Source organism: Alcaligenes faecalis, assembly GCF_009497775.1.
GTDB lineage: Bacteria > Pseudomonadota > Gammaproteobacteria > Burkholderiales > Burkholderiaceae_B > Alcaligenes > Alcaligenes faecalis_D.
This window is the reverse complement of sequence record NZ_CP031012.1, coordinates 1,957,302-1,979,354: the sequence shown is the minus strand read 5'-3', so window position 1 is coordinate 1,979,354 and position 22,053 is coordinate 1,957,302. Positions and strand designations below refer to the sequence as shown.

Genomic DNA, 22,053 nt, shown 5'->3' with positions numbered 1-22,053 from the left:
TCATCAACATTCGACTGCTCTTTTGACGAAGGGAGCGATCAAGCCTTAGTACCGCGGCGGAGGCGCGTATTGCCCATTGCCTTTATCAGCAGGAAAAGGATTGGGTGACTGCACGGCAGGTTGAGCCGGCGTCACCGGGCGCACTTCGTAAAGCACCGTCCCGATTACACCGATATTGCGTTTGTCACCCGCCAGGCTGTTTGCAGCGTAAGCCCGGTCCTTGCCGGAGAAACGGAAAGCAGCCACTTCGTCGGCACTTTTACGAAAGCCTTCAATACGCAAGACAGCCCCAGCCTGCAAGAGATAGCCATTATGGCTGCGGCTGCCCGGCTTGCCCGACAAGACATCCAGACCATCTACCGTGGTGATGATTTCATAAGGCGTCGCGCTGCGATTGGTATAGACCAGGACATAACGCTCGCCTGACTTGCCCGCCAACTGATAGTTTTTCTGCCCGATACTGCTGAAAATCGTCAAAGGCGTGTCGCGCCCATCATGCACAGACAACTCCACCTTGCCTTGATCCAGCAAGATGCTGCGCTGGGCATCCAGGTTTTGGCCCAAAGCCTGGCGAATACTGCGTTCATCGGAATAGGCCAATTGCAGCTCGTCGCGCTGCGGCTCGACACGCTGAGCCTGGACAGAATAGGCCCGTGATTCGCGCCCTTCTCCCCATTGCGTGCCCAAGGTCGAGGCCGTTTGCGGGGCAGCCGCCGAGACCGCCTCACGCTGTGCCAATTGTTGAGGCACACTGCTGCAAGCTGCCAGCAACAAGGCTGCGGCCAGCACGCTCCACCGTCCACGGTGCCGTGCGAATAATAATGATTGAGACAGACTCATGCGCTTCCCCTTTTTGTCAGTACAAGTGCCATGACGAGCCCCTGTTGAGCGCGAGTATTCCTGATCTCTCTGCGTTTGTGACGTCAGCAAATTTCTAAATTGAAATCGCCTGTATCAGGAAAAATTGGTAAGGGGGCAAACCAGGCCCTGGAAACAGGCCTACTATGGGCATCATTCCTTCTCACGAGCCGCAAGCATGGATATTCAGAACTTACCCTTTTGCACCGTCAACTGGTCCAACATTACCCCCACTGAACACAAAGGCGAAACAGGCATGGCCCTGTGGCGCACCCAGCACTTTGGTCCCATTCGCGTACGCATGGTGGAATACAGCCCCGGCTATCTGGCCGACCACTGGTGTGTAAAAGGCCATATGTTGCTGTGCCTGGAAGGCAAGCTGGATACCGAACTGGAAGACGGACGCCGTTTCACCCTGGAACCAGGACAGTCCTACCATGTGGCCGACAATGCCGAGCCGCATCGCTCCTCCACCCAGACGGGCGCCAAGCTCTACATCGTGGATTAAAGCCTGTTACGTAAAAACACCCTTTAGGCGGTCGGGACTGGCTGCCTGAGGGGTGAAAAATGCTGCACGCCCTTTTCCGACGTCTGTTCTTGCCGTCGATACTTTCCAGCGGTCGCCTGACTGCCTCCTCTGCCTCCTCTGCCTCCTCTGCCTCCTCTGCCTCCTCTGCCTCCAACAGGCTATTTCAGCCTAAAGAAATAATCCTTATTTGATTTCCACATCGACTTTTGAGCAAAGCATAAATACACTACCAAAACGTTTTGGTTGAGCATAAAATCAAAACCAAATCGTTTTACTCATAAATTCGATAAAAACCTAAAGGACTGCGGCAGGCTCTTGCGAACCTGACAACGCAGCACAGGAGACACTGATGAAAGACACACCCACTGCGCAGGTGGATGAGCTGTATTCCCCGCAGCGCATGATTGCCTTCGGGCTGCAACACGTACTGGTCATGGCCGCCTCACCCATCGCGGCTGTGTTCTTGATGAGCAAGGCCCTGGGTTTTGACGCTGCCCTGACCACTCAGTTGCTTAGCGCCACTTTTCTGGTCTGTGGCATAGGTACCTTAATCCAATCCTTCGGCCCGGCCGGTATAGGCGCCAAGCTGCCTTTTGTGATGTTGCCCGGTGGCGCCCCCATTATCTTGTTCATTCTGATCGCGCAACAAACCGATCTACCCACAGCCTCCGGTGCGGTGATCCTGTCCGCCCTGCTGTACTTTCTGATCGTCCCCATCTTCAAACGCTTCTTGCGTTACTTCCCCTCGCTGGTGATCGGCATCATGCTGCTGCTGGTTGCCATCAACCTGGCGCAGATCTCCGGCAAGCTGATTGCCGGCACACCCGGCTCGGCCAATTTCGGCAATACCGACAATTTGCTGCTGGCCCTGATCACCATTGCATCTACCGTGCTGTTTGCCCGTTTGCTCAAGGGCATGTGCCGTCAGTTGGCTATTTTGCTAGGCTTGGTTGTGGGTGCCTTGTCCGCTGCCTTGATGGGCGACATCAGCTTGAGCGGCGTGGGCAGTGGCCCGCTGCTGGCCCTACCGTCCCCCTTCCCCTTTGGCCCGCCCAACTTTGATCTGATTGCCGCTTTGCCGCTGCTGCTGTTCACCTTGATTTCCATGGTGGAAGCCACTGGCCAGACCATTGCCCTGAATGAGGTTCTGGGCAAGGAAGACGAGGCCGAGCAGCAGGCACAAGTCCCCAATACGATCCGTGGTGACGGACTGGCTTCCTTGCTGGGCGGTATTTTCGGAACCTCGCTGATCATTACCAGCGGCGAGAACATTGGCATCATCCGCGCCACGCAAGTGCGGTCCCGTTATGTCACAGCCGTCGGTGGACTGTTCCTGATTATGTTTGGCGTATTTTCGCCCCTGTCCGCCTTGATCAGCGTCATTCCTGCCTCTGTCATTGGCGCTACTGGCCTGGTGGTCTTTGCCATCGTGGGCACCATGGGCATAGACATGTTGCGCAAGGTAGACCTGCGCGGTCATTCCGCCATGTATGTCGTTGCCACGGCTCTGGCAGTCGGCTTGTTGCCCATCGTCGTGCCCGGCATTTACGACCAACTTCCTTCCCAACTGCGTTTGCTCTTGTCCAACGGCGTTGCCATGGGCGCGCTGACAGCGGCTGTCCTGAACTACCTGTTCATTCACGTCGGCCAGCGCTCCCCCAAAGCCGTCCCCCTTCAACATTCTTAATGAGCTGTGCCATGAATCACGCTTCTTTATTCCAATCCCACGACCTGGCTCAGGCCCGCATTCTGGAACCTGAACACCTCTTGCTGCCGCAAGGACCCGTCAGCGGACACGCTGTACTGATTGAAGAAGGTCGCTTCAGCGATATTGGCACGGTAGAGGAAATTGCCGCCCGTCACCCAGGACTGCCGCGCCTGAGCTTGCTCGGCCATTTGCTGATGCCCGGCTTTGTGGATGCACACCATCACGTCACCCAGTCTTATGGGAAATCGCTGGTGTATGGCGAACCCTCGGAGATTTTCCGCCGGGTCTGGGTGCCGCTGGAAAGCACCTTGAATGCCCGCCATCTGTATGCCTCCAGCAAGCTGTCAGCGCTGGAAGCCTTGCGGGGTGGTTTCACTACGGTTTGCGACGCGGGCACCCGATCGTCCGAAGATCTGGACGCGATTGTGCAAGCCACCACGGACGTAGGCATACGCTGCGTTCTGGGCCTGATCTGCAATGACAAGCACAGCGCGGTACTATTGGACGCCGAGCCTATTGTGGCTCGCGCCCAGGCCCACCTCCAGCAATGGGAGCACCATGCCTTGATCAGCCCTTCACTGGCTATCTCTATTCCCGAAGCCGCCAGTGATGCAATGTTGCATCGTATCTATTCCATGAGCGAAGAAGCTGGCCGTGTGTTCCAGACCCACGCCAACGAGCATCTGGTGGCGGTGGAGCGTTCCTTGAATGCCCATGGCCGCCGCCCGATCGAACATCTGGCCCATATTGGTGCCCTGGGCTCGGCCTCCTTGCTGGCCCATGCCACCCTGGTCACCCCCAGCGAAATCCGTCTGCTGGCCGATTTGAATGCCGCCGTTTCCTACAACCCGGTTGCCAGCGCCTGGAAAGGCAATGCGGTCGCTCCAGCCGAAGCCATGCGCGTTCAAGGCATACGCCTGGGTATGGGCACCGACGGCACTCGCAGCGATGCTTTCCGCATGATGGATTATGGTGAGGCCGCACAACGTTTTGCCTTCGGCATGATGGTGGGCGACTCCTCTTGCGGTGCAGGTTGGACCTGGCTGGACATGGCAACCCGAGGCGGTGCCGAGGTCGTGGGCCTGGGTACTCAAACCGGGCAGATCCGGGTGGGTGCTCAAGCCGACTTCCTGGTCGTTGACCTGCAAGTGCCCGAGATGACTCCTTCCTGGGATCTGCCTTGGGAGCTGGTTCGGATTGCCGCCCGCGATCAGATCCGGGCTGTGGTGGTCCAAGGCAAGCTGCGTCTCTGGGAAGGCCAACCCGTGGATTGGGACCCTCTGCCCTTGCTGGAAGAAGTGCGTGAGCTGGCTCGTCATGCCGTCGCGCAATCGGATATCCGCAAGCTGCATGCACCGTCTACCGAGCACCTGGCTCGTCACGCAGAGCAAGAAAAGGCCTTGGCATGACCGCTGGTTTGCTAATTGCTTTTGCCGCCGTGCTGGCTGGTGCCTTTATCCAGGGTGCCAGCGGTATGGGTTTTGCCTTGATCGTGGTTCCGGTACTGGCTTTGGTTCATCCCGAGGCCATACCAGGAGCACTGCTGTTCCTGATGCTGCCACTAAACGCCTATGTGGCCTGGCGTGAACGCGGGGCGATTGACCGCAGGGGTGCGGGCTGGATCACTGTCGGACGTTTTGCGGGGACATTTGCCGGTCTGGGGATTTTGCTGGTGCTATCGACTTACTGGCTCAACCAGTTCGTCGGTATCAGCACCTTGCTGGCTGTGCTGGCATCGGTGCTGGCACCCAGCTTCACACCCGGTAAAAAGGCGTTTATTGCCACAGGTCTGGTCACCGGCATCACTGAAACCGCAACTGGTATCGGCGGTCCGCCTTTGGCTCTGGTGTACCAGCACGCCCCCGTCGCCACCCTGCGCTCAACCGTCGCCTTGTGCTTTCTGGTGGGAGAAGTAATTTCGCTGGTCGTGCTGGGTATCTCCGGCGCACTGAAGTGGTCTCACCTGAGCTATGCCGTTTTGTGCCTGCCCGCCTTGTTATTGGGCATGGGATTAAGCAGCCTGGTTCATCACAGGCTGGACCAACGCCGTCTACGTATGGGGGTTCTGGTATTTGCGACCGTCTCCGGTCTTGCCGTCATGCTGACTTAATCGTCCAGCAATGTAGAGGCACGGGCCCGAAGCTCCGGCTTTGGGCCCAACGCCGACAAACGGCTTTTATCGCCCGACAAATGTTCGAACAGCAGCTCGACGGCCAGGGTTGCCACTTGTTCCAGATGCAAATCCACTGCGGTCAGAGCCGGTTCTGCAGTACGAGCACGCAGGCCATCGTAGCGGGTCGCAATCATCACATCCTGCGGGACACGCAAACCAGCTTGCTGAACAGCGGCCAAAGCGCCCACCGCAAAGGCATCCACGGGCACACATAGGGCATCAGTATCGGGATACTGCGCCAGAAGCCGGGTGCAGGCATCATGCCCGCCAGCCTCGCCCAAGCTTTCTTCTACCTGCATATAGCGCACCGGCATGGCATGCGCTGCGGCGAAGTTCTCGTAGACCTTCTTATGGCTGGCGTAAGAGTCACGCGCGGCACTGCTTTGCACCAGGGCGATACGTCGCCGACCTTGCTCCCACAAGTGATTCAATAGCAGATGCGCGGTCGCTGTGGATTGCAGATCAATAAAAGGGATGCTGTCCCCCCCTCCACCCTGACGCCCAATCGACACCAAAGCCACGCCGCGCTCCTGCAACAAGCGCACGTTGGGATCATCCGTCATGGGCTCCAGCAGAATTGCCCCATCAATATCCAGACCTTCCAGAAAGGCCTGGGCATTTTCCAAGGGGGGCACAAACACCAGAGCCAGGCCGCGCCGCATGGCAGCCTCGGCCGCAATACCCGCCACTTCCATCATGAAACCCAGACGCGAAACACCGCCGGACACGGCAAAAGGCATGGACGATACCAGCGCAATGCTATTGGCCGCACCGGAGCGCAGACGCTGCGCTCGTACATTGGGCCGGTAGCCCATATCAGCAGCGACCTGCTTCACCTTGGCTCGCGTCAAAGGGTCCACCACGCCTCTATCATTCAAGGCGTGTGAAACCGTAGTCAAAGACACCCCTGCCGCTTTGGCGACATCGCGGATGGTGATACGACGAGAGGGAGTAGCAGAAGAACGTGGCAAGGCTGGATCAATCAGAAAAGGGAAAGAGAAGAAAATAGCATAGCCCGGAGGGCTTGTTTACGCGGAACAAGGCGGTGAATCCGCCAACATCAGCCAAAAATCCACTGCCCCACCAGCACAATGCCGCGCAAGACCAGCGCGGCAGCAAATATCCAGGCATGTCCCAACATGAACCCGAACGTTGCCCAGCCTCCCGCTCCATCCACGTCCTTGGCGGAAACTTCCATCATCAAGGCCATGAGCAACAGCACAATTTCCAGGCCAATTGCTGCCTTCAAAACCCAGGCCCATGGAAAGGACAAGAGGTAGACAAAGCCTACAAACAAAGCGCCCAGAAGCGTCATCCAAAAAGCGACACCTATAAGGCTGCCCAGATCTACCTGCCTTGAGTTACTCATTAAGGAACCTGCCTGCCTTTAAAAATCAGAAGTCATGACCGAGATGCTTGGTCAATCTCGGTCAGGGGCCATATTACAAGTTAATACTTGCCCAAGGGGACACTAACATTTTGACTTCCCCTCCAGCAGGCAATTGGTTTTACGTTGCTCTCGCAGTTGGGCTTGCATCAATCTGCGGCTTTCTTCCTGCTGTTCCCGCATCTGGCGCAGGGTCTGCACACGCAAGCCGTAATCTGCGTCCTGCGCATAGCCGTCACCCAGGGGCCGTTTGGCCATTTGATAACCGAAAACCGGGATCGGGGGCAGATGCACCCGATTGGTATACGAGACCCGGTATCCACTGAGCCACTGGGCATAACAAGGGTCTGTATAAAGAATGCCCAGGCGCTTATCCACATCCCTAAGCTTGTAGTTAATGGTCAGTGGCGTCTCGCCATAGACACTGCCATTGCAAACGACAGTGGCTCCTTCGGGATCACTATGATAAGTAACGGCAATACTGGAGCAAGCGCCAAGCAGCAGGGGAAAACACAAAACAAACAAGGCCTTGATGCAATTCATTCTTTTTCTGCTCCGTCTTTTTCCAAGCCACCCAAGGCATTAAAATGCAATAAAACCTAATTTAAGGTAGCCCAGTGAAACTTTCCAGTCTTGGGAGATTCAGAATTTGAATCTTATAAATAAACGAGCGAGTCAGTCTCAAAGCATATTGATATAAAAACAAGAACAATAAGGCAGCAATGAAAAAGCCGCCCATAGGGCGGCCAGGCTGGTTAATGGTCTCCGTCTTTCTTGGAAATTTTATATTGAATCGTGTTTGCTCGGAAAATCACTGGGCCAGTTCATGGGCGTGTCATTCATATCCAAACCTCCTGCTGTTTATTTAATCAAGAAAGCCTAGAACGAATTTTTATCCTAACAAAAAAATTACAAACTTCAAGCATTAAACAGCATATTCAGTGTTTACCCTGAACAAATAGAAACACAAACAAAACGGGTACTTCACACAACAACATGGGATTTTCTAAGTTCTTTGTATTGAACTTAAAAACACCAATAAAAACATGAGACTTGCCCTTGCCAGGCCTGTGACAGGCATAAAAAAAGCTCTCGCAAGGAGAGCTTTTTACTGCCTGGCTTGAACTGCCAGATCAGACTTCACATCAGGAACGTCGCGCCATGGCCAGGATCACACCAAAGCCGATCATCATGCTGCCGCTAATGCGGTTCACCCAGCGCAGACCACGCGCATTTTGCATCACGCCTGACAGTCTGGTCCCCACATAGGCGTACGCCGCAATCGCAATCACTTCCAGCAGCAGGAAAATCACACCCTGCGTCATGAAGCTGGCCCAATAATTATTCATATCTACAAACTGCGGGAAGAAGGCGGTGAAAATCAGAATGGCCTTGGGATTACCGATAGCCACGAAGAACTCCTGACGCACCAGACCCCAGATATCTTTTTTGCTCACCTCAGTTTGCTCTGCTGATGTTTTGCCACTGGCACGCAACACCTTGATGCCCAGCCAGATCAGATATGCCGCCCCCGCGAGCTTGACCACGGTAAAGGCCGTTTCCGAGACCATCAACAAGGTTCCCATCCCCAAAGCCGCCACCACAATCATGATGGCAAAAGCGACCAGACGCCCCATGGCGGCCACCAGGGCAGTCGATACCCCTTGCTTGGCCCCTACCGTCATGGACAGCAGATTATTGGGTCCAAAGGCCATATTCAGGGCAAAACAGGCGGGTAAAAACAACAACAGGCTACTAGCGGTCATGATTCTGCTTGGCTCCATAGACAATGCCAGCCATTCAGTCTGAAAGGCTGGCATGCGTCGATTGAAAACGGTGTATACGCACTTTACTCCGAGTAGCTTCAAAATCAAGAAGCTAGCGGGAAGAACAAGTGTAAGTATCCAGAATCTATAGGAACGACTCAAGATTGACGTGAGCGTGGCATGAACACTGCGCCACCTGCTCTATCGTTTTCAGCGCTCTCAACCGACCACCGCATTAAGCGCTACTTTGGGAGATGAGCGCGAGGATGCCAAAAACACCAGAAATGCGAGCATGGCAATCACACCCGGCACAGCAAAAGCCATGAAATTTATCTGCAAGGGCAACTTCGCCGCCATCAGAGTACCGCCCAGGAAAGGTCCGGCAATGGCACCGATGCGCCCCACGCCTGACGCCCAGCCCAAGCCCGAGGAACGCATGGACAAGGGGTAAAACTGTGCCGTGTTGGCATACAGCAGGATCTGCGTACCAATGGTGGTGGCACCGGCAATCACGATCAACACATACAGCACCAGAGTCGGGCTCTTGAAACCCAGCAAGGTAATGGACACGGCTGATACCAGGAAGAACCAGGCGACCACCTTGGGCAAGCTGAAACGATCCCCCAGCCAACCGCCCAGAATCGCACCGAACATGCCGCCCAAGTTCAAGGCCACCAGGAAGGACAAGCTGGAACCCAGGCTATAGCCCGCATTGGCCATCAGTTTAGGCAGCCAGGAACCCAGGGCATAGACCATCAAAAGGCAGCAGAAAAACGCCACCCAGATCATCAAGGTGCCCAGCAAGCGCCCTTCCTTGACCAGATCCAGCATGGGCACCCCCGTCTTTTTCTGCTCATGCAAGGTCAAGACGGTATCGTGGGACACGCCCATTTCTGGGGCCAAGGTCTGCACAATGCGGCGTGCTTTTTCCTCTTGCCCCTGGCGCATCAGAAACGCCAGCGACTCGGGCAGTTTCCATACAATAAAAGGCAGCAGCAACAACGGAATGGCCGCACAGAAAAACATGGACTGCCAGCCAAAGCGCGGCAGCATGTAGATGCCGATCGCCGCCGACAGCAAACCGCCCAATGAATAGCCACTGAACATGATCGCCACCAAAGTGCTGCGCGAGCGCTTGGGCGAATACTCATTCATCAAGGCCACGGCGTTGGGCATCAGGCCACCACAGCCCAAGCCGGCCAGAAAGCGATACACACCAAACTCGGTCGGTGAACTTGCAAAGCCATTCAGGAACGTGGCCAGGCTGAACAAGGCAAAACAGATCGTCACGCCTTTTTTGCGGCCAATCTTGTCTGCCAGCGGCCCGAACACAAAAGCACCAAACATCATGCCAAACAGGGCGTAACTCCCCAAGGCCCCGGCTTGCACCGGCGTCAAGTTCCACTCGTCCATCAGCACCGGCAAGACCACACCGTAAATGAACAGGTCATAGCCATCGAATATCAGCAACAAGGCACACAGGCTCATCACCATCCAGTGAAAGCGCCCGAAGCGCGCCTGCTCAATCACTTCATTAACTTCTAGTGTTTTCATGATTTGTCTCCCCCAAATGGAGTTTTTTTGTCTTGATGCCCTTCGCTCTACCAGCCGCGCGCATCGCTTGATCAGCCCTGGTCGCCGCCTCCTACTGGCAAGACAGTGCCGGTGATATACGAAGCCTCGTCCGAGGCCAAAAACAAAATGCTGGCGGCCTGTTCATCTAGGCTGCCGTAACGCTTCATCAAACTGCTGGCCACGGTCTGATCCACAATCTGCTGATACCAGATCGCTTCCTGAGGATCTTCCTGGTTCTGGGTATTGCGAGGAATGCGCCGTGGCGGTGCCTCGGTCCCGCCTGGCGAGACGGCATTGACCCGAATGCCGCGCTGGGCATTCTCAAAAGCCAAGGAGGCGGTCAAGGCATTGACGCCGCCTTTGGCCGCGGCATAAGGCACGCGGTTGATGCTGCGGGTAGCAATCGAGGACACATTCACAATGGCCCCGCTGCCCTGCTCCTGCATGCTGGGCAACACGGCATGACAGGACCACAGGGTGGGGAACAGGGAGCGGCGTATCTCGGCCTCGATCTGCGTCGGCGTGTAGTGCTCGTAAGGACGTGTCCAGATCGTGCCCCCGACGTTATTGATCAAAATATCAATACGAGCCCACTTATCCAGCGCCGCCTGGGCTGCAGTCTGAGCGCCTTCAACGGTTTCCAGATCCACTTCCAGCGTCAGGACCGTATCACTGGCCAGTTCCCGCACCAGTTCAGAGCGGTCTACCGCCAACACCCAGGCCCCTTCGGCCTGCAAGCGCTCGGCAACACGACGGCCAATGCCTTGGGCCGCGCCCGTCACAATAGCCACTTTTTGATGAAAACGCAGAGGTGCAGTCATGATCTTTCCTTGTAGGAGTCATCCAGCACAGGACGCCCCACAAAGGGGCGTTGCTTGAATGCACTTATTGGCTGGTGATGAATTTTTCGTAGTAGAAATTCGCGGGGGCATGGGCTTGCGCATCAATGAACAGGCTGACCGCATCCACCATGGGCGGCGGCCCGCACAGATACACATCCACCTGCCCCTCATGCCAATGCGCCAAATCCAGATGCTGGGTGACGTAGCCCTTGCGTTCATGGCTGGATTCCGGGTCCACCACGCAGGTGGTGTAGCTGAATCCGGGCAAACGCTGGGTGTAGGAATCCAGCTCAGCCAGCATCACCAGATCCTGATCACGCGTGACGCCATAAACCAGATGCACAGGCTGCGTACAGCCTTGCTTGACCAGCACTTCCAGCATGGACAAGAACGGCGCCAAGCCCGTACCACCGGCCAGAAACAACAAGGGGCGCGTTACCTGACGCAGATAAAAACTACCCAAAGGCCCGGTCATTTCCACCTGCTGCCCTAGCGGCTGCGCCGCCAGCCAGGAACTCATCAGGCCACCCGGAACCTGCTTGATCAGGAAGCTCAAACGCGACTCGCCCGGCGCAGAGCTGAAGGAATAGGAGCGATGCGCCTGCCCGCCGGGCACCGTGATATTCACGTACTGCCCAGGCAGGAAAGGCAAGGCCTCATCGGCCGCATCAATCTTCAGCTCGTAAGCTGCATCCTCATACTGACGGCATTCCGACACCTGCCCCTGCCACTTGGCCACGGCGGTCTTGCACACACCCGATGAAATCGGCACGGCAATCACGCAGTCCGACTTGGGGATCATCTGGCAGGTCAGAACCAAACCCTTGTCCGCTTCCTCTTGCGTCAGGGCATCCTCGATATAGTCATCGCCCTGCTCATACTGACCACTTTCGGCCTGACATTTACAAGTGCCGCACACCCCGTCCGAGCAATCCATAGGCAGATTGATCTGATGGCGATACGCGGCATCCAGCACTTTTTCGTGTTCCCCACAATCCACGAAACGGGTGACGCCGTCCTCAAAATTCAGCGCAATACGATAGCTGTTCACGACTGGATCTCCGCTTTAAATGTGATACACATCAATCACTTGACGGATGTAGTCGTTCTTGAGCACCACCTTCTTTTGCTCGATCAACCAGCCCTGCTTCTGAGGTGACAAGGTCAGGTAAATCGTGCCGAAGAACTGATCCGTCACCCGGTAGCGATGGTTCAGCGTCAGAAAGTTATAGCGAACATCCACCTGCCCATCGCGCTCGGCCAGAATCTCGATATTGCTGAGCATGTGAGCGGTACGTGGCTCGGGCGTGGAGGCACCGGAGCGCTCGGTCTTGATGCGGAACACCCGATCTTCCAGACCGTTGCGGTTGGGATAAAAGATCAAGGAAATCTCGCTATGCGGATCCTCGGTCAGTTGATCATCATCGTCCCAGCAAGGCATCCAATACTGAGCGTTGAGGCTATAGCATTCCAGCCATTCATCCCACTGACGGTCGTCCAGCAAACGGGCTTCGCGATACAGGAAAGCACAAATAGAGTGATACGTTGCGTTCATGGCTTATGCCTCCCCGTTTTCTGCTTTCAGCGCCTGGCTCATGGTCTTGGCCCAGTACTCGTGCTGGCAGACAAACAAGCCTTCGTCCTCACTACGCCCCCCACTGATCAAGGGCTTCATACCCATGGCAGTGGCATTCTCGTCCGGGCCTTGCACCCACAGGGGGGCACCTCGGCTCAAGTCATTCCAGGGGGCGGCAATACCGGCATAGCCTTCCTGACAAGCACGGAACTCTTCCAGATCGTCTGCCGTTCCCATGCCAGACACGTTGAAAAAGTCTTCGTACTGACGGATACGGATGGCGCGCTGCTCGGCGCTTTCACCCTTGGGGCCAAAGCAGTAAATCGTGACTTCTGTCTTGTCCACGCTGATAGGACGCGTTACCCGAATCTGGGTAGAGAACTGGTCCATCAAATACACGTTCGGGTACAGGCACAGATTGCGGGTCTGGTTGACGATGAACTCGGCACGTTCCTCGCCCAGACGCTGCTTCAGCTCCTCGCGATGCTCGTAGACCGGCCGCACGGTTGGATTCATGGTCTTTGTCCAGAGCAAGATATGGCCATAGTCAAAGCCATAGACACCGCCCAGGCTTTTGCTCCAGCCGTTCGCATCCACCGCTTGCGTGCCGCCCTCTTTGCGGCGGCCCATGGTGGCGGAGTAATTCCAATGCACGCTGCTGACGTGGTAGCCGTCGGCCCCGTTTTCCATCTGCAGCTTCCAGTTGCCGTCGTAGATATAGGAAGAATTGCCGCGCAGCACTTCCAGGCCTTCAGGGGCTTGATCCACGATCTGATCGATGATGACTTTGGTTTCACCCAGATATTCGTCCAGAGACACCACATCCGGGTTCAGGCTGCCAAACAGAAAGCCGCGATAATTCTCAAAGCGCGCAACACGCTTCAAGTCGTGCGAGCCTTCGGTATTGAACTGCTCGGGATACTGGGTATTTTTCTCGTCCTTGACCTTTAGCAGCTTTCCCGCGTTATTGAAGGTCCAGCCATGAAAAGGACAAGTAAAACTGCCTTTATTGCCATGTTTGCGACGGCACAGCATGGCCCCCCGGTGAGCACAGGCATTGATAAAGGCATTCAGGCCGCCGTCTTTGCCGCGTGTCAGAAAAACGGGCTGGCGGCCAATATAGGTAGTGAAGTAATCATTCACATTGGGCAGCTGGCTTTCATGCGCCAGATAGACCCAATTGCCTTCAAAAATATGCTTCATCTCCAGTTCAAACAGATCCGGATTCGTGAAGATGTCACGACGGCAGCGATACACGCCTGTTTCTTGGTTTTCTTCCAGGGCAGTATCAAGCAAGTGCCTGATATCGTTGGTTTTATCCATAAGGACTGACATGATGTGGCCTTTATGAGAGTTGCAGCCGTCCCTGCCCATGCTCTTGAAGGCATAGCAAGTACGTGTGATAGAAAAGAAAAATCGCTCCGGATTGAGGCCGGACTGGCTCGTGGCAGCGTGTTGCTGGCTTGGCCTTGAGCCTGATTCAAGCCCGACAGGGACAGCATCGGGCTGATTTTGCCCAGCCCGTTTTATCGAAAAATCCGGGGCTGTTCTGCATGGCTTTCATTACAGTCTTTGGAGGGTCAGACTTCCAATACCATATCGGTCCCGCTCCATAGCAAAATGCTATAGTTTGTTTTTTTAATAATAAAATCAGTCACTTGAATCATCATAAAAGCAAAACCTATCGTTAACCCTAGAGCTTGTCGGGTATATGCTTGAAGCTTGGATGGTCGAGATAGGTGATATATTGATCCGGATTTTCTGGACCTGGACCACGGGCAAAGCATATGGACTTGAAACAAATCCGCTACTTTGTTGCGGTCGCCAAAGAGCGCAATTTCACTCGCGCTGCCGAGCAGTTGCACATAGCCCAACCTGCCCTCAGCAGACAGATCCAGTTGCTGGAACAAGAACTCAATGTCCTGCTGCTGTCACGAGAAAGCCGCCCTCTGCAACTGACCGAAGCGGGCCGCATCTTTTACGAGCAGTCACTGCAATTGCTCAATCGTGTGGAAGTGATGAAAGCGGCGACCACCGAAGTCGGGCTGCACCAGCGCCCGCAATTGTCGATTGGCTTTGTGGCCTCCACCTTGTACGGTGGCCTGCCCATCCTGATTCAGAAGTTCCGCCACGCCTACCCGGATATCCGCTTTCACTTTCTGGAACTGACCTCCAGCCAGCAAATTGCTGCCTTGCGCGCCGGACGCATTGATATCGCTTTTGGGCGTGTGCGCATCCATGACAGCGCGGTATGCCGCACTGTCTTGCGTGAAGAACGCCTGGTGCTGGCGATCCCGCCCAAGATTGATTTGGCCAAAGACCGGGGGCCGGTGTCCTTGCAAGTCATCGCTGATCACGCCTTTATTGTGTATCCCAAATCGCCGCGCCCCAGCTTTGCCGATCATGTGCTGAATATTCTGCACGACAACGCCATCTTCCCCACCGAAGTGCATGAAGTGCTGGAGTTGCAGACGGCTATGGGACTGGTCGCGGGCGGCGTGGGCTTGTGCCTGATTCCTTCAGCCGCACAGATACGCAGTGATCTGGTCTACCGGCTGATTGACGACGAGAAAGTGACCTCGCCCATTATTTTCAGTCACAGGAAAAACGACAACTCCTGGTACATCGCCCAGATGCATGCCTTTATTGAGGAAATGTATGCGGAGAACCCGCCCTGGTTGATTCCGGGGCACAGTGCCCTGAGTAACGGGCCACCACCCTGTTGATGGCTGCAAGCCTATGAGCAACCCGCCTGCTCTGGCTTGCAGCGAAACCTTATTCTGCAACTATCTGCGTTAGCACGATTAGCCGCTAAAGCCGCCACCACCTAATACAAAAAGGCCCTGCAAAGCGTCGTTAACGCTTCTTGCAAGGCCAGAAAGGTACGGCGTTCACAGTGACCAGCAGCAGACGTTTTCATTGCAAAAAGGTCTGGCCAGCCGTCAGTTAAAACCGCTTAGATACGTTTGAACAGCGCCGAACGTACCTTGCCAGTGGCGCCATCCGCTGCTGTCAGGAACTGCTCCATGTGAATGTCGCGCTCGAAGAGGCGGCTTTGCATCAGGGTGGAGATCGCCGCTTCAATCATGGGGGGCGGGCCACACAAATAGGCCTTATTGCCCGAGCAACGCTGCTCAAAGAACTGCCCCACGGCTTCATGCACAAAGCCCACAAAGCCTTCCCAGGCATCATCCGGCAAAGGCGCATTCAAGGCCGGAATGTAGTGGAAATTGTCGTGCTTTTCGGCCAGTTGATAGAAATGATCCGCGTGATACAACTCGGCTTTATTGCGTGCACCCTGGAACAGATAAATAGGACGGGTATCGCCCTCTTCCAGCAAATCCATAATCATGGATTCGGGGCTGGACAGGCCCGAACCACCGGCGATAAAAATCGCGCCCTGGGGGTCAGACTTGCGCACAAAGAACTGACCATAAGGGCCGGACACGTCCAGAGACTGCCCCACTTCCAGTTCATCATGAAGCCAGGTGGTGCCTGCACCGCCTTCTACCTTGCGCACGTGCAAATCGATAATGCCGCTCATGGAGGGCGGATTCGCAATGGAGAAAGCGCGGGTGCTGTCAATGGACGGCACATGCAGGTTGATGTACTGCCCAGCCTGGAACGCCATCGGGCGATCCAGTTCCAGACGGATGTGCTTGATCGTGGGCGACAAGTCTTCAATCAGGACGACCTTGCCCTGATAGTCCTCGACGGGCAGGCCCTGGAAATCCGGGTCCACATCCACATCGGCCTCGATGACCATATCGGATTCGGGCAGGCAGCAGCAAGCCAGCAGCTTGCCTTCGTCCCGCTCCGAATCCATCAGGGCAAAGCTGGACGCATCGCCTGCGTCTGCATAGCCTTCCAGCACCTGCACCTTGCAGGTGCCACACGTGCCATGTCCACAGGCAAAAGGCAACCAAACCCCTTGTCGCAACGCAGCGTCCAACAAGGTTTGTCCATCTTCCACCTCTACCACATCACCTGTGGGTTCTACGGTTACCTGATACGTCATTGCTGCCTCCGCCTCTTATACGCCCGTACCCTTGTAGCCATTCAGGCCAGGGGTCTTGAAACGCAACAAGGATTTGTGATCAAAACCCTTGGCACCCAAGGTGTCGTCCGGGTTCAGTTCAACCGCCTCGCCATTCAGATTCCATTGCACCTTGCTCCATTCGATCTGCTCGAAGTCAGGGTGCTGGGCAAAGCCGGCGGGCATCAGTTGCTGGATCAGTTGCGACACAGTCATGTCGGGCTGAACCAGAAAGGCTTTGGCCGAGCAGAACAACAAGTGCTCATCCCAACCGATGTACAACAGCATGCTCTCGCCATAGTGCGACTTCTGGTCGCGCGCATAGCCTTGGTAGTCCGGGGTAATTGCAGTAACTGCCATATTGATCTCCAATTTTTATAGGTAGTGGCAGCGCCCACCGGGAGCGCTACCCTTTTTCTCGTGTGACTAGGCCGTCACTCCTTTCCATTCGTTCCAGCGCGCTTCGTCCACCGAACCCTTGAAGTCCATATTGTCGACACCCACGTTCAGCTGGTAGTAGTCGCTCAGGATCTTCTCCAGATCAGGACCACCGCAGCCGCCTTGCAGGATCTGGTTCACCGGCAGCCAGGCCTGGATGTACTTTTCAGGCTCATGCTCGAAAATGTCGCGGCAACCGTCCGAGCAAGTGTGGTAGCGCTCGCCCTTGTACTGGCTTTGGCGATAGGTAATTTCGTCGGGTTTTTCCATGTCGGTAAAGGTCATGGGCACCTGACATACCTGGCACAGCTGTGGCAGACCGCTGGAATAGAAGCGCTTGCCTTCGGCTTCCATCTTCTTGGCCATTTCCCAGCGTGGGCGGTAGTACTTGTCGAAGGTGTCGGGGTACTTGGCGCTGAGCCAATCCAGTTCCTCGTCGCTGGGGATCCAGGTGTGGAAACCGGCAGCGTGACCGAAGTTGTAGAAAATCCACCAGGCCTGGTGCGAGATGTGCTCTTTCTCTTTCTCGATCACTTCGCTGTACTTGGGCATGCGAATGCCGTAGCGGGCCAGATCCTTGAACAGAGCGCCACCGGCCTGCTCGAAATAGACCTCCCAGGCCTCTTTCCAGGACATGACCTTGTTGGGCAGCATGTAGTCCATCATCATGCCCACCACGGACAGCAGACGGGTACCGCGCCAGAACCATTTGTCGATCCACTGCTGAACGATAGGCACGTTGTCTTCGTGCTGCTCCAGCAGGAACTTGATCACTTCCAGGCCCAGCGTCATGTGGCGTGCTTCGTCAGACTGCGAGCTGAAACCGAAGGTCACCGTGGCCATATCGCCATTGTAAGCCGCGCCCGACATGAAGGGCACGAACAGCAGGTTGGTCAGCACGTACTCGAAGGAGAAGCTGATCGCCAGCAGGAACTCGAAGGGGCCAGCAGCGCGGGCATCTTCAAAGAAGGACTTGGGCACGGACAGGTACCAGACACGGTCGTGCATATGGCTCCAGTCCTGGAAGCCATTGAAAAACTTGTTGTAGTGGCTCATGGCGTGAACCTGCGTCTGGACGTGACGCAGCTCGTCAATCGACTGCATCTGGCACGCAATCCGTGCGCCGATGCCGCTGAATTGACGTCCCACATGGGAGTAGCCCTGGTAAGCCTGGTATTCCAGCGGGGTCACCGCAGTCAGGAACACCTTGATCGCGTTCAGGTAACGCGGATCGGAAATATTCATCTGGCCATTGTTCTGCGCGAAGGCATCAAAAATGGCGTACAGCTTCTTTTCTTTTTCGGCCTGGTACTTCCAGTACGCGTCCATTGTCAGACGGAATGGATCTTCCCATTTGGACCAATCAGTAATCTTGATGCCCTCGAACTCCTCGTAGGGGAAGGCGTCCTTGCGATCCTGGTAGCTGAATTCCCAGTCCAGATCACGAGTCAGATAGCGATATTTGTCTTTGATATTTAGTTTTTTCGTGGCCATAGTGCCCCCTTTTCTGATTTAGCTGTTCCAGTGCAACAACAAGCGGTCTTCATCTTCATCCACGTTGCCACCCAAGGTGATCAGATTCAGATGCAGTTCCTGCATGTCCCACTGCTGCCCATACTTTTCTTCTACGGTCTCGCGCTTGACCACCAACTGACCGGCACATTCGATGCGCACCATGGCGGGTTGGTAAATGACCGTAGCGTCCGGGTTGTCTTCCTCAATGGCCTCGACGATGTAGCGCGACATGTCGTTATCTTGCAGACCGATATAAACCTTGGATGTCATCAGGCTTCTCCACCCAGGCTCAGGCCTGCTTTCGTGACGCGTTTAGCAATGGTTTCCTGCACTTGTGCCCAGACCTGATCAGCCTGGTCAGCAAAGGCAGCCTGGATGTAAGGCATGAAGGCGGCTTGCACTTGCGGCATCCACTGATTCAGCCAGTTTTGCAGTTGCTGCTTGTTTTCCTCGCTTTCGGCAACGGCAATCTTGAAGACGCTATCGCTCCAGTTGGACAGGTCTTTATGGCACTCCAGCATGAACTCCAGCAGCATATCCAGATCACGGCCGCCTTCCTTGGCCAGATCCGCCACCAGGCCCTGATACACCACTTGATGCACCACGGTGTTGATCAACAAAGACTGCACCAGCAGCAATTCAAACCAGTCTTTCTGGACCAGCGTTTTTTCGCACAAGGCGCGCAGACCTTGCCAGGCCTTATCCTGCATCCAGGCCTCTTTGGCTTGGCTCAGGGAATCGGCACTATTGCCATCAATCAACAGGCCAATACGGGAGACGTATTGCGCCATACCCAGCGAGTCCATCCCGGCATAGAGACAGGCTTGGGTAATGGTGGTGCCATAACCGTAGGCCGAGCCGGACATGAAATTCAGGTTGGCAGTTTGCTCGATGTGACGCAAAGGCAGCAGCAAGCGGGTGACCTTGGCTTTGACGTCCTCGCTCAGGTACTGGGCCAGCTCGCGCTTTTCAAAAAAGCCGTAATTGGTTTCAGCCGATTCCTGCATGCGGGCACGGTTTTGCACGTAAGCGCCGTAGTAGAACTGGCGGGGATCACGAAACACATACCAGTCCTTCATCTGAATGGCGGTGTGTGTGGGATCGTTCAGGGTCTTGTCCGGCATCCACAGAGGCCGGTAATGGAAGTTGGCAGTCGCCTGGGCGTCGTATGTTGCTTCCTGGTAGCGGGTAGCCGGCTTTTCACCAAAGCGGCGGGCCACGTTGGCGAAGGTTTGCCGCACGGGCTGCAAACTGGCCGTTTTAATTTCTAATGTCATCCTCTTGTTCTCCTGAATAAAACCTACTGGGCTTCAGCCTGGCGACTGTTACCGACCAAAGTGTCATAACCAAAACGCCATTTTTCTTCGTTCTCGTCATTGACCCGCATTTGCTCTTCGCTCATGGGCTGGACATTGTTGTGCAGGCAAAACTGCTCAAACGCTGCCGGCGGCATGACCAGTTCCACGAACAGGTCCGGCTGGCCAATGGCAAAATCAAATTCCACAAAACGGGCGTTGGCCGGACTGCGTACACGTACGTACTTTGTCAAAGTGGGCAAGCTCGTGTCTGACATCGGTTCTCCTCCTGATCAAGCTGTTGCATGAGTGTCCACAGCCTGTTCATAGCAAACGGCGTGCCAACTTTAAATTTGAAGGATTTAACCCTTTAGGATTAAAGAGATAGGAAGCACCAAGGCCAGACGGTATGCGCTGTTGGCGCGCTGCTCCAAAGGAAAATTGATCATTTGATCAAGTGCTTAGCGCTGTTTTCATCAAATGCTGAGTTAGGGTAAAGCCCTAGAAAAACCCGTTTTATCCGTCCTCTGGACACTATTCTGTTTTCCTTGAGTCACCCGAAAGACAGGCGGCATACTGATTTTTAAAACACCCAAAACCACAATAAGAAACAACAGATGGAGACAGCCATGGGGGCTACTGAACTCACACTGCCATTAAGTCAGGACCTGATCGACGCTATTCGCTTTGATGCACGGGAAGGAAAAATCTGGTTTGGCGAGCAGCGCATGCTCTTGCTGCACGCCAGCGGTTTTGGCCAGCTGCGCAAGGAACTGATTGCCTCTTTGGGCAGCGAACGCGCCAAGTACTTTCTGATGCGCTTTGGCTACCACGCGGGCATGAAGGACGCCGAGGTGTCACAAAAAGTGCGCCCGGACCTGTCACTGAAAGAGACTTTTCTGGCCGGCCCGCAAATGCACACCATCCGCGGCATGGTCAAAGTGGTGCCCACCGCCCTGACCTTTGACCGTGATGCGGGCCAGTATTACGGCGAATTTGACTGGTTTGATTCCTACGAAGTCAGCAATCACCAGAAAGAGCACGGCCAATCCAGCGAGCCCGTCTGTTGGAGCCTGCTGGGCTATGCCAGTGGCTACACCAGCTTCTATATGGGCAAAAGCATCATCTACAAAGAAACCCAGTGCGGCGCCATGGGCCACAGCCACTGCAAGATCGTGGGCAAGCCTGCCGAGGAATGGGAGGATGATGACCCCGAGATAGACCGCTTCATGCTACCCGATCCGGTTCAGGACGAACTGTTTGCCTTGCGATGTGAGCTGGTGAAGTTGCGCGAACAGGAGTTCAAACGCTCCAGCGCCAACTTCACCTTGCCCAACTCCATTGGCCAGTCCGCCGCCTACCAGGCCGCCTGTCATCTGCTGGAAAAAGCGGCACAAAGCAAAGTCTCCGTGCTGCTGCTGGGGGAAACCGGCGTAGGGAAAGAGGCTTTCGCACGCGGTCTGCACGCCGCCAGCGACCGGGCAGATCAGCCTTTTATTGCGGTGAACTGTGCGTCCATTCCCCCGGAGCTGATTGAATCAGAGCTGTTTGGCGTGGAGAAAGGCGCTTATACCGGCGCACATAAATCTCGCCTCGGTCGTTTTGAGCGTGCCCAGTGCGGCACCATCTTCCTGGATGAAATCGTGGAGCTGTCACCACGGTCCCAGGCCGCCCTGCTCCGCGTCCTGCAGGAACAGGAGCTGGAGCGCGTGGGTGACGAGAACATCCGCCATATCGACGTGCGCGTCGTGGCCGCCACCAACGAGGATCTGGCCGAGGCCGTACAAAAAGGCACCTTCCGTGCCGACCTGTACTACCGCTTGAATGTTTTTCCCATCCACATTCCGCCGCTGCGAGAGCGCAAGGAAGACATTCCACTGCTGACCGAATACTTTCTGAACAAATACTCCAGCATGTACAAAAAGCACGTACTGGGAGTGAGCGACCGCAGCCGGGAATTGCTGATGCAATACGACTGGCCGGGCAATATCCGCGAGTTCGAGAACATGATCGAGCGTGGCGTCATCCTGACCGAGCACAATCACGAAATCGAAACCCACCATCTGTTCCCGCAACAGAAAAGCGCCTTGCAGTATCTGAGCAGTTTGAATACGCAAGGCTTTATGGCGAAAGAGCCCTGTTTCACCGCGAACCAGACGCAGTATCTGGAACATCTGCTGGAAACGCCCTTCAATCTGGATGACTTGGAAGAGCAAATCATTCAATTAACACTGAAGAAAACGAACGGGAATATTTCAGAAGCAGCCCGGAGGTTAGGACTGACTCGGCCTGCTTTGGCATACAGGCTGAAGAAGGTAGCAATGCCTGCTTAGTAATCAATAGCCAGCAAGTAAA

At 55.3% G+C, this 22,053-nt stretch carries 22 protein-coding genes; 6 read left to right on the top strand and 16 right to left on the bottom strand.

Going from position 1 to position 22,053, the window contains the following annotated elements; translation table 11 throughout:
* Positions 1-45 precede the first annotated feature (45 nt).
* Positions 46-840: a hypothetical protein gene (locus tag DUD43_RS09290; RefSeq protein WP_194273474.1), complete on the bottom strand. Its 795-nt coding sequence runs from the start codon at positions 838-840 to the stop codon at positions 46-48.
* A 196-nt stretch (positions 841-1,036) separates the two neighbouring features.
* On the opposite strand from DUD43_RS09290, the gene DUD43_RS09285 reads away from it, so the two are divergent.
* The 4 genes from DUD43_RS09285 (at position 1,037) to DUD43_RS09270 (ending at position 5,205) form a co-directional block, all read left to right on the top strand.
* The gene (locus tag DUD43_RS09285; RefSeq protein WP_153230068.1) at positions 1,037-1,366 is read left to right on the top strand and encodes a DHCW motif cupin fold protein; all 330 of its coding nucleotides are present in this window, start codon (positions 1,037-1,039) and stop codon (positions 1,364-1,366) included.
* Positions 1,367-1,736: 370 nt separating this feature from the next.
* On the top strand, positions 1,737-3,074 hold the full coding sequence (locus DUD43_RS09280; protein ID WP_153230067.1) for a uracil-xanthine permease family protein: 1,338 nt from the start codon (positions 1,737-1,739) through the stop codon (positions 3,072-3,074).
* An 11-nt stretch (positions 3,075-3,085) separates the two neighbouring features.
* Positions 3,086-4,504, top strand: a complete 1,419-nt coding sequence (locus DUD43_RS09275; protein WP_153230066.1) for an amidohydrolase family protein — start codon at positions 3,086-3,088, stop codon at positions 4,502-4,504.
* Positions 4,501-5,205: a sulfite exporter TauE/SafE family protein gene (locus DUD43_RS09270; protein ID WP_153230065.1), complete on the top strand. Its 705-nt coding sequence runs from the start codon at positions 4,501-4,503 to the stop codon at positions 5,203-5,205. The genes DUD43_RS09275 and DUD43_RS09270 overlap by 4 nt, the downstream gene beginning before the upstream one ends.
* On the opposite strand, the gene DUD43_RS09265 is transcribed toward DUD43_RS09270, so the two are convergent.
* From DUD43_RS09265 to DUD43_RS09225, 9 genes are all read right to left on the bottom strand, one after another.
* A complete protein-coding gene (locus DUD43_RS09265) occupies positions 5,202-6,239 on the bottom strand; it encodes a LacI family DNA-binding transcriptional regulator (RefSeq protein WP_153230064.1) in 1,038 nt (345 codons plus the stop codon). The genes DUD43_RS09270 and DUD43_RS09265 overlap by 4 nt on opposite strands.
* Before the next feature lie 89 nt (positions 6,240-6,328).
* Positions 6,329-6,583, bottom strand: coding sequence for a hypothetical protein (locus tag DUD43_RS09260; protein ID WP_153230063.1), 255 nt, complete (start codon positions 6,581-6,583; stop codon positions 6,329-6,331).
* A 156-nt stretch (positions 6,584-6,739) separates the two neighbouring features.
* Entirely contained in the window at positions 6,740-7,198 is a 459-nt protein-coding gene (locus tag DUD43_RS09255) for a PEGA domain-containing protein (protein WP_153230062.1), read from the bottom strand.
* 602 nt (positions 7,199-7,800) lie between these two features.
* Entirely contained in the window at positions 7,801-8,421 is a 621-nt protein-coding gene (locus DUD43_RS09250) for a LysE family translocator (RefSeq protein WP_042482092.1), read from the bottom strand.
* A gap of 219 nt (positions 8,422-8,640) precedes the next feature.
* Positions 8,641-9,975 carry an MFS transporter gene (locus DUD43_RS09245; RefSeq protein WP_153230061.1) on the bottom strand — a complete coding sequence of 445 codons (1,335 nt, stop codon included), beginning with the start codon at positions 9,973-9,975 and terminating at the stop codon, positions 8,641-8,643.
* Between the two features lie 71 nt (positions 9,976-10,046).
* A complete protein-coding gene (locus DUD43_RS09240) occupies positions 10,047-10,817 on the bottom strand; it encodes a 1,6-dihydroxycyclohexa-2,4-diene-1-carboxylate dehydrogenase (RefSeq protein ID WP_153230060.1) in 771 nt (256 codons plus the stop codon).
* Between the two features lie 64 nt (positions 10,818-10,881).
* On the bottom strand, positions 10,882-11,889 hold the full coding sequence (benC, locus tag DUD43_RS09235; RefSeq protein ID WP_153230059.1) for a benzoate 1,2-dioxygenase electron transfer component BenC: 1,008 nt from the start codon (positions 11,887-11,889) through the stop codon (positions 10,882-10,884).
* Between the two features lie 15 nt (positions 11,890-11,904).
* On the bottom strand, positions 11,905-12,393 hold the full coding sequence (gene benB, locus DUD43_RS09230; RefSeq protein ID WP_153230058.1) for a benzoate 1,2-dioxygenase small subunit: 489 nt from the start codon (positions 12,391-12,393) through the stop codon (positions 11,905-11,907).
* A 3-nt stretch (positions 12,394-12,396) separates the two neighbouring features.
* On the bottom strand, positions 12,397-13,749 hold the full coding sequence (locus tag DUD43_RS09225; RefSeq protein WP_153230057.1) for a Rieske 2Fe-2S domain-containing protein: 1,353 nt from the start codon (positions 13,747-13,749) through the stop codon (positions 12,397-12,399).
* A gap of 452 nt (positions 13,750-14,201) precedes the next feature.
* Between DUD43_RS09225 and DUD43_RS09220 the strand changes: the two genes are divergently transcribed.
* Entirely contained in the window at positions 14,202-15,140 is a 939-nt protein-coding gene (locus DUD43_RS09220; protein ID WP_153230056.1) for a LysR family transcriptional regulator, read from the top strand.
* Between the two features lie 230 nt (positions 15,141-15,370).
* Here the strand turns inward: DUD43_RS09220 and DUD43_RS09215 are convergent, their stop codons facing one another.
* The 6 genes from DUD43_RS09215 to DUD43_RS09190 form a co-directional block, all read right to left on the bottom strand.
* Positions 15,371-16,432: an NADH:ubiquinone reductase (Na(+)-transporting) subunit F gene (locus DUD43_RS09215; RefSeq protein ID WP_153230055.1), complete on the bottom strand. Its 1,062-nt coding sequence runs from the start codon at positions 16,430-16,432 to the stop codon at positions 15,371-15,373.
* 15 nt (positions 16,433-16,447) lie between these two features.
* Positions 16,448-16,810, bottom strand: a complete 363-nt coding sequence (locus tag DUD43_RS09210) for a phenol hydroxylase subunit P4 (RefSeq protein WP_153230054.1) — start codon at positions 16,808-16,810, stop codon at positions 16,448-16,450.
* A gap of 66 nt (positions 16,811-16,876) precedes the next feature.
* Positions 16,877-18,382, bottom strand: coding sequence for an aromatic/alkene/methane monooxygenase hydroxylase/oxygenase subunit alpha (locus tag DUD43_RS09205; RefSeq protein WP_153230053.1), 1,506 nt, complete (start codon positions 18,380-18,382; stop codon positions 16,877-16,879).
* 18 nt (positions 18,383-18,400) lie between these two features.
* A complete protein-coding gene (locus tag DUD43_RS09200; protein WP_153230052.1) occupies positions 18,401-18,673 on the bottom strand; it encodes an MmoB/DmpM family protein in 273 nt (90 codons plus the stop codon).
* Complete coding sequence (locus DUD43_RS09195) at positions 18,673-19,680, bottom strand: aromatic/alkene monooxygenase hydroxylase subunit beta (protein ID WP_153230051.1); 1,008 nt, start codon at positions 19,678-19,680, stop codon at positions 18,673-18,675. Before DUD43_RS09195 ends, DUD43_RS09200 begins: the two co-directional genes overlap by 1 nt.
* Positions 19,681-19,703: 23 nt before the next feature.
* Entirely contained in the window at positions 19,704-19,976 is a 273-nt protein-coding gene (locus DUD43_RS09190) for a phenol hydroxylase subunit (protein ID WP_153230050.1), read from the bottom strand.
* Between the two features lie 351 nt (positions 19,977-20,327).
* Between DUD43_RS09190 and DUD43_RS09185 the strand changes: the two genes are divergently transcribed.
* Positions 20,328-22,031 carry a sigma-54-dependent Fis family transcriptional regulator gene (locus DUD43_RS09185; RefSeq protein WP_153230049.1) on the top strand — a complete coding sequence of 568 codons (1,704 nt, stop codon included), beginning with the start codon at positions 20,328-20,330 and terminating at the stop codon, positions 22,029-22,031.
* Positions 22,032-22,053 lie beyond the last annotated feature (22 nt).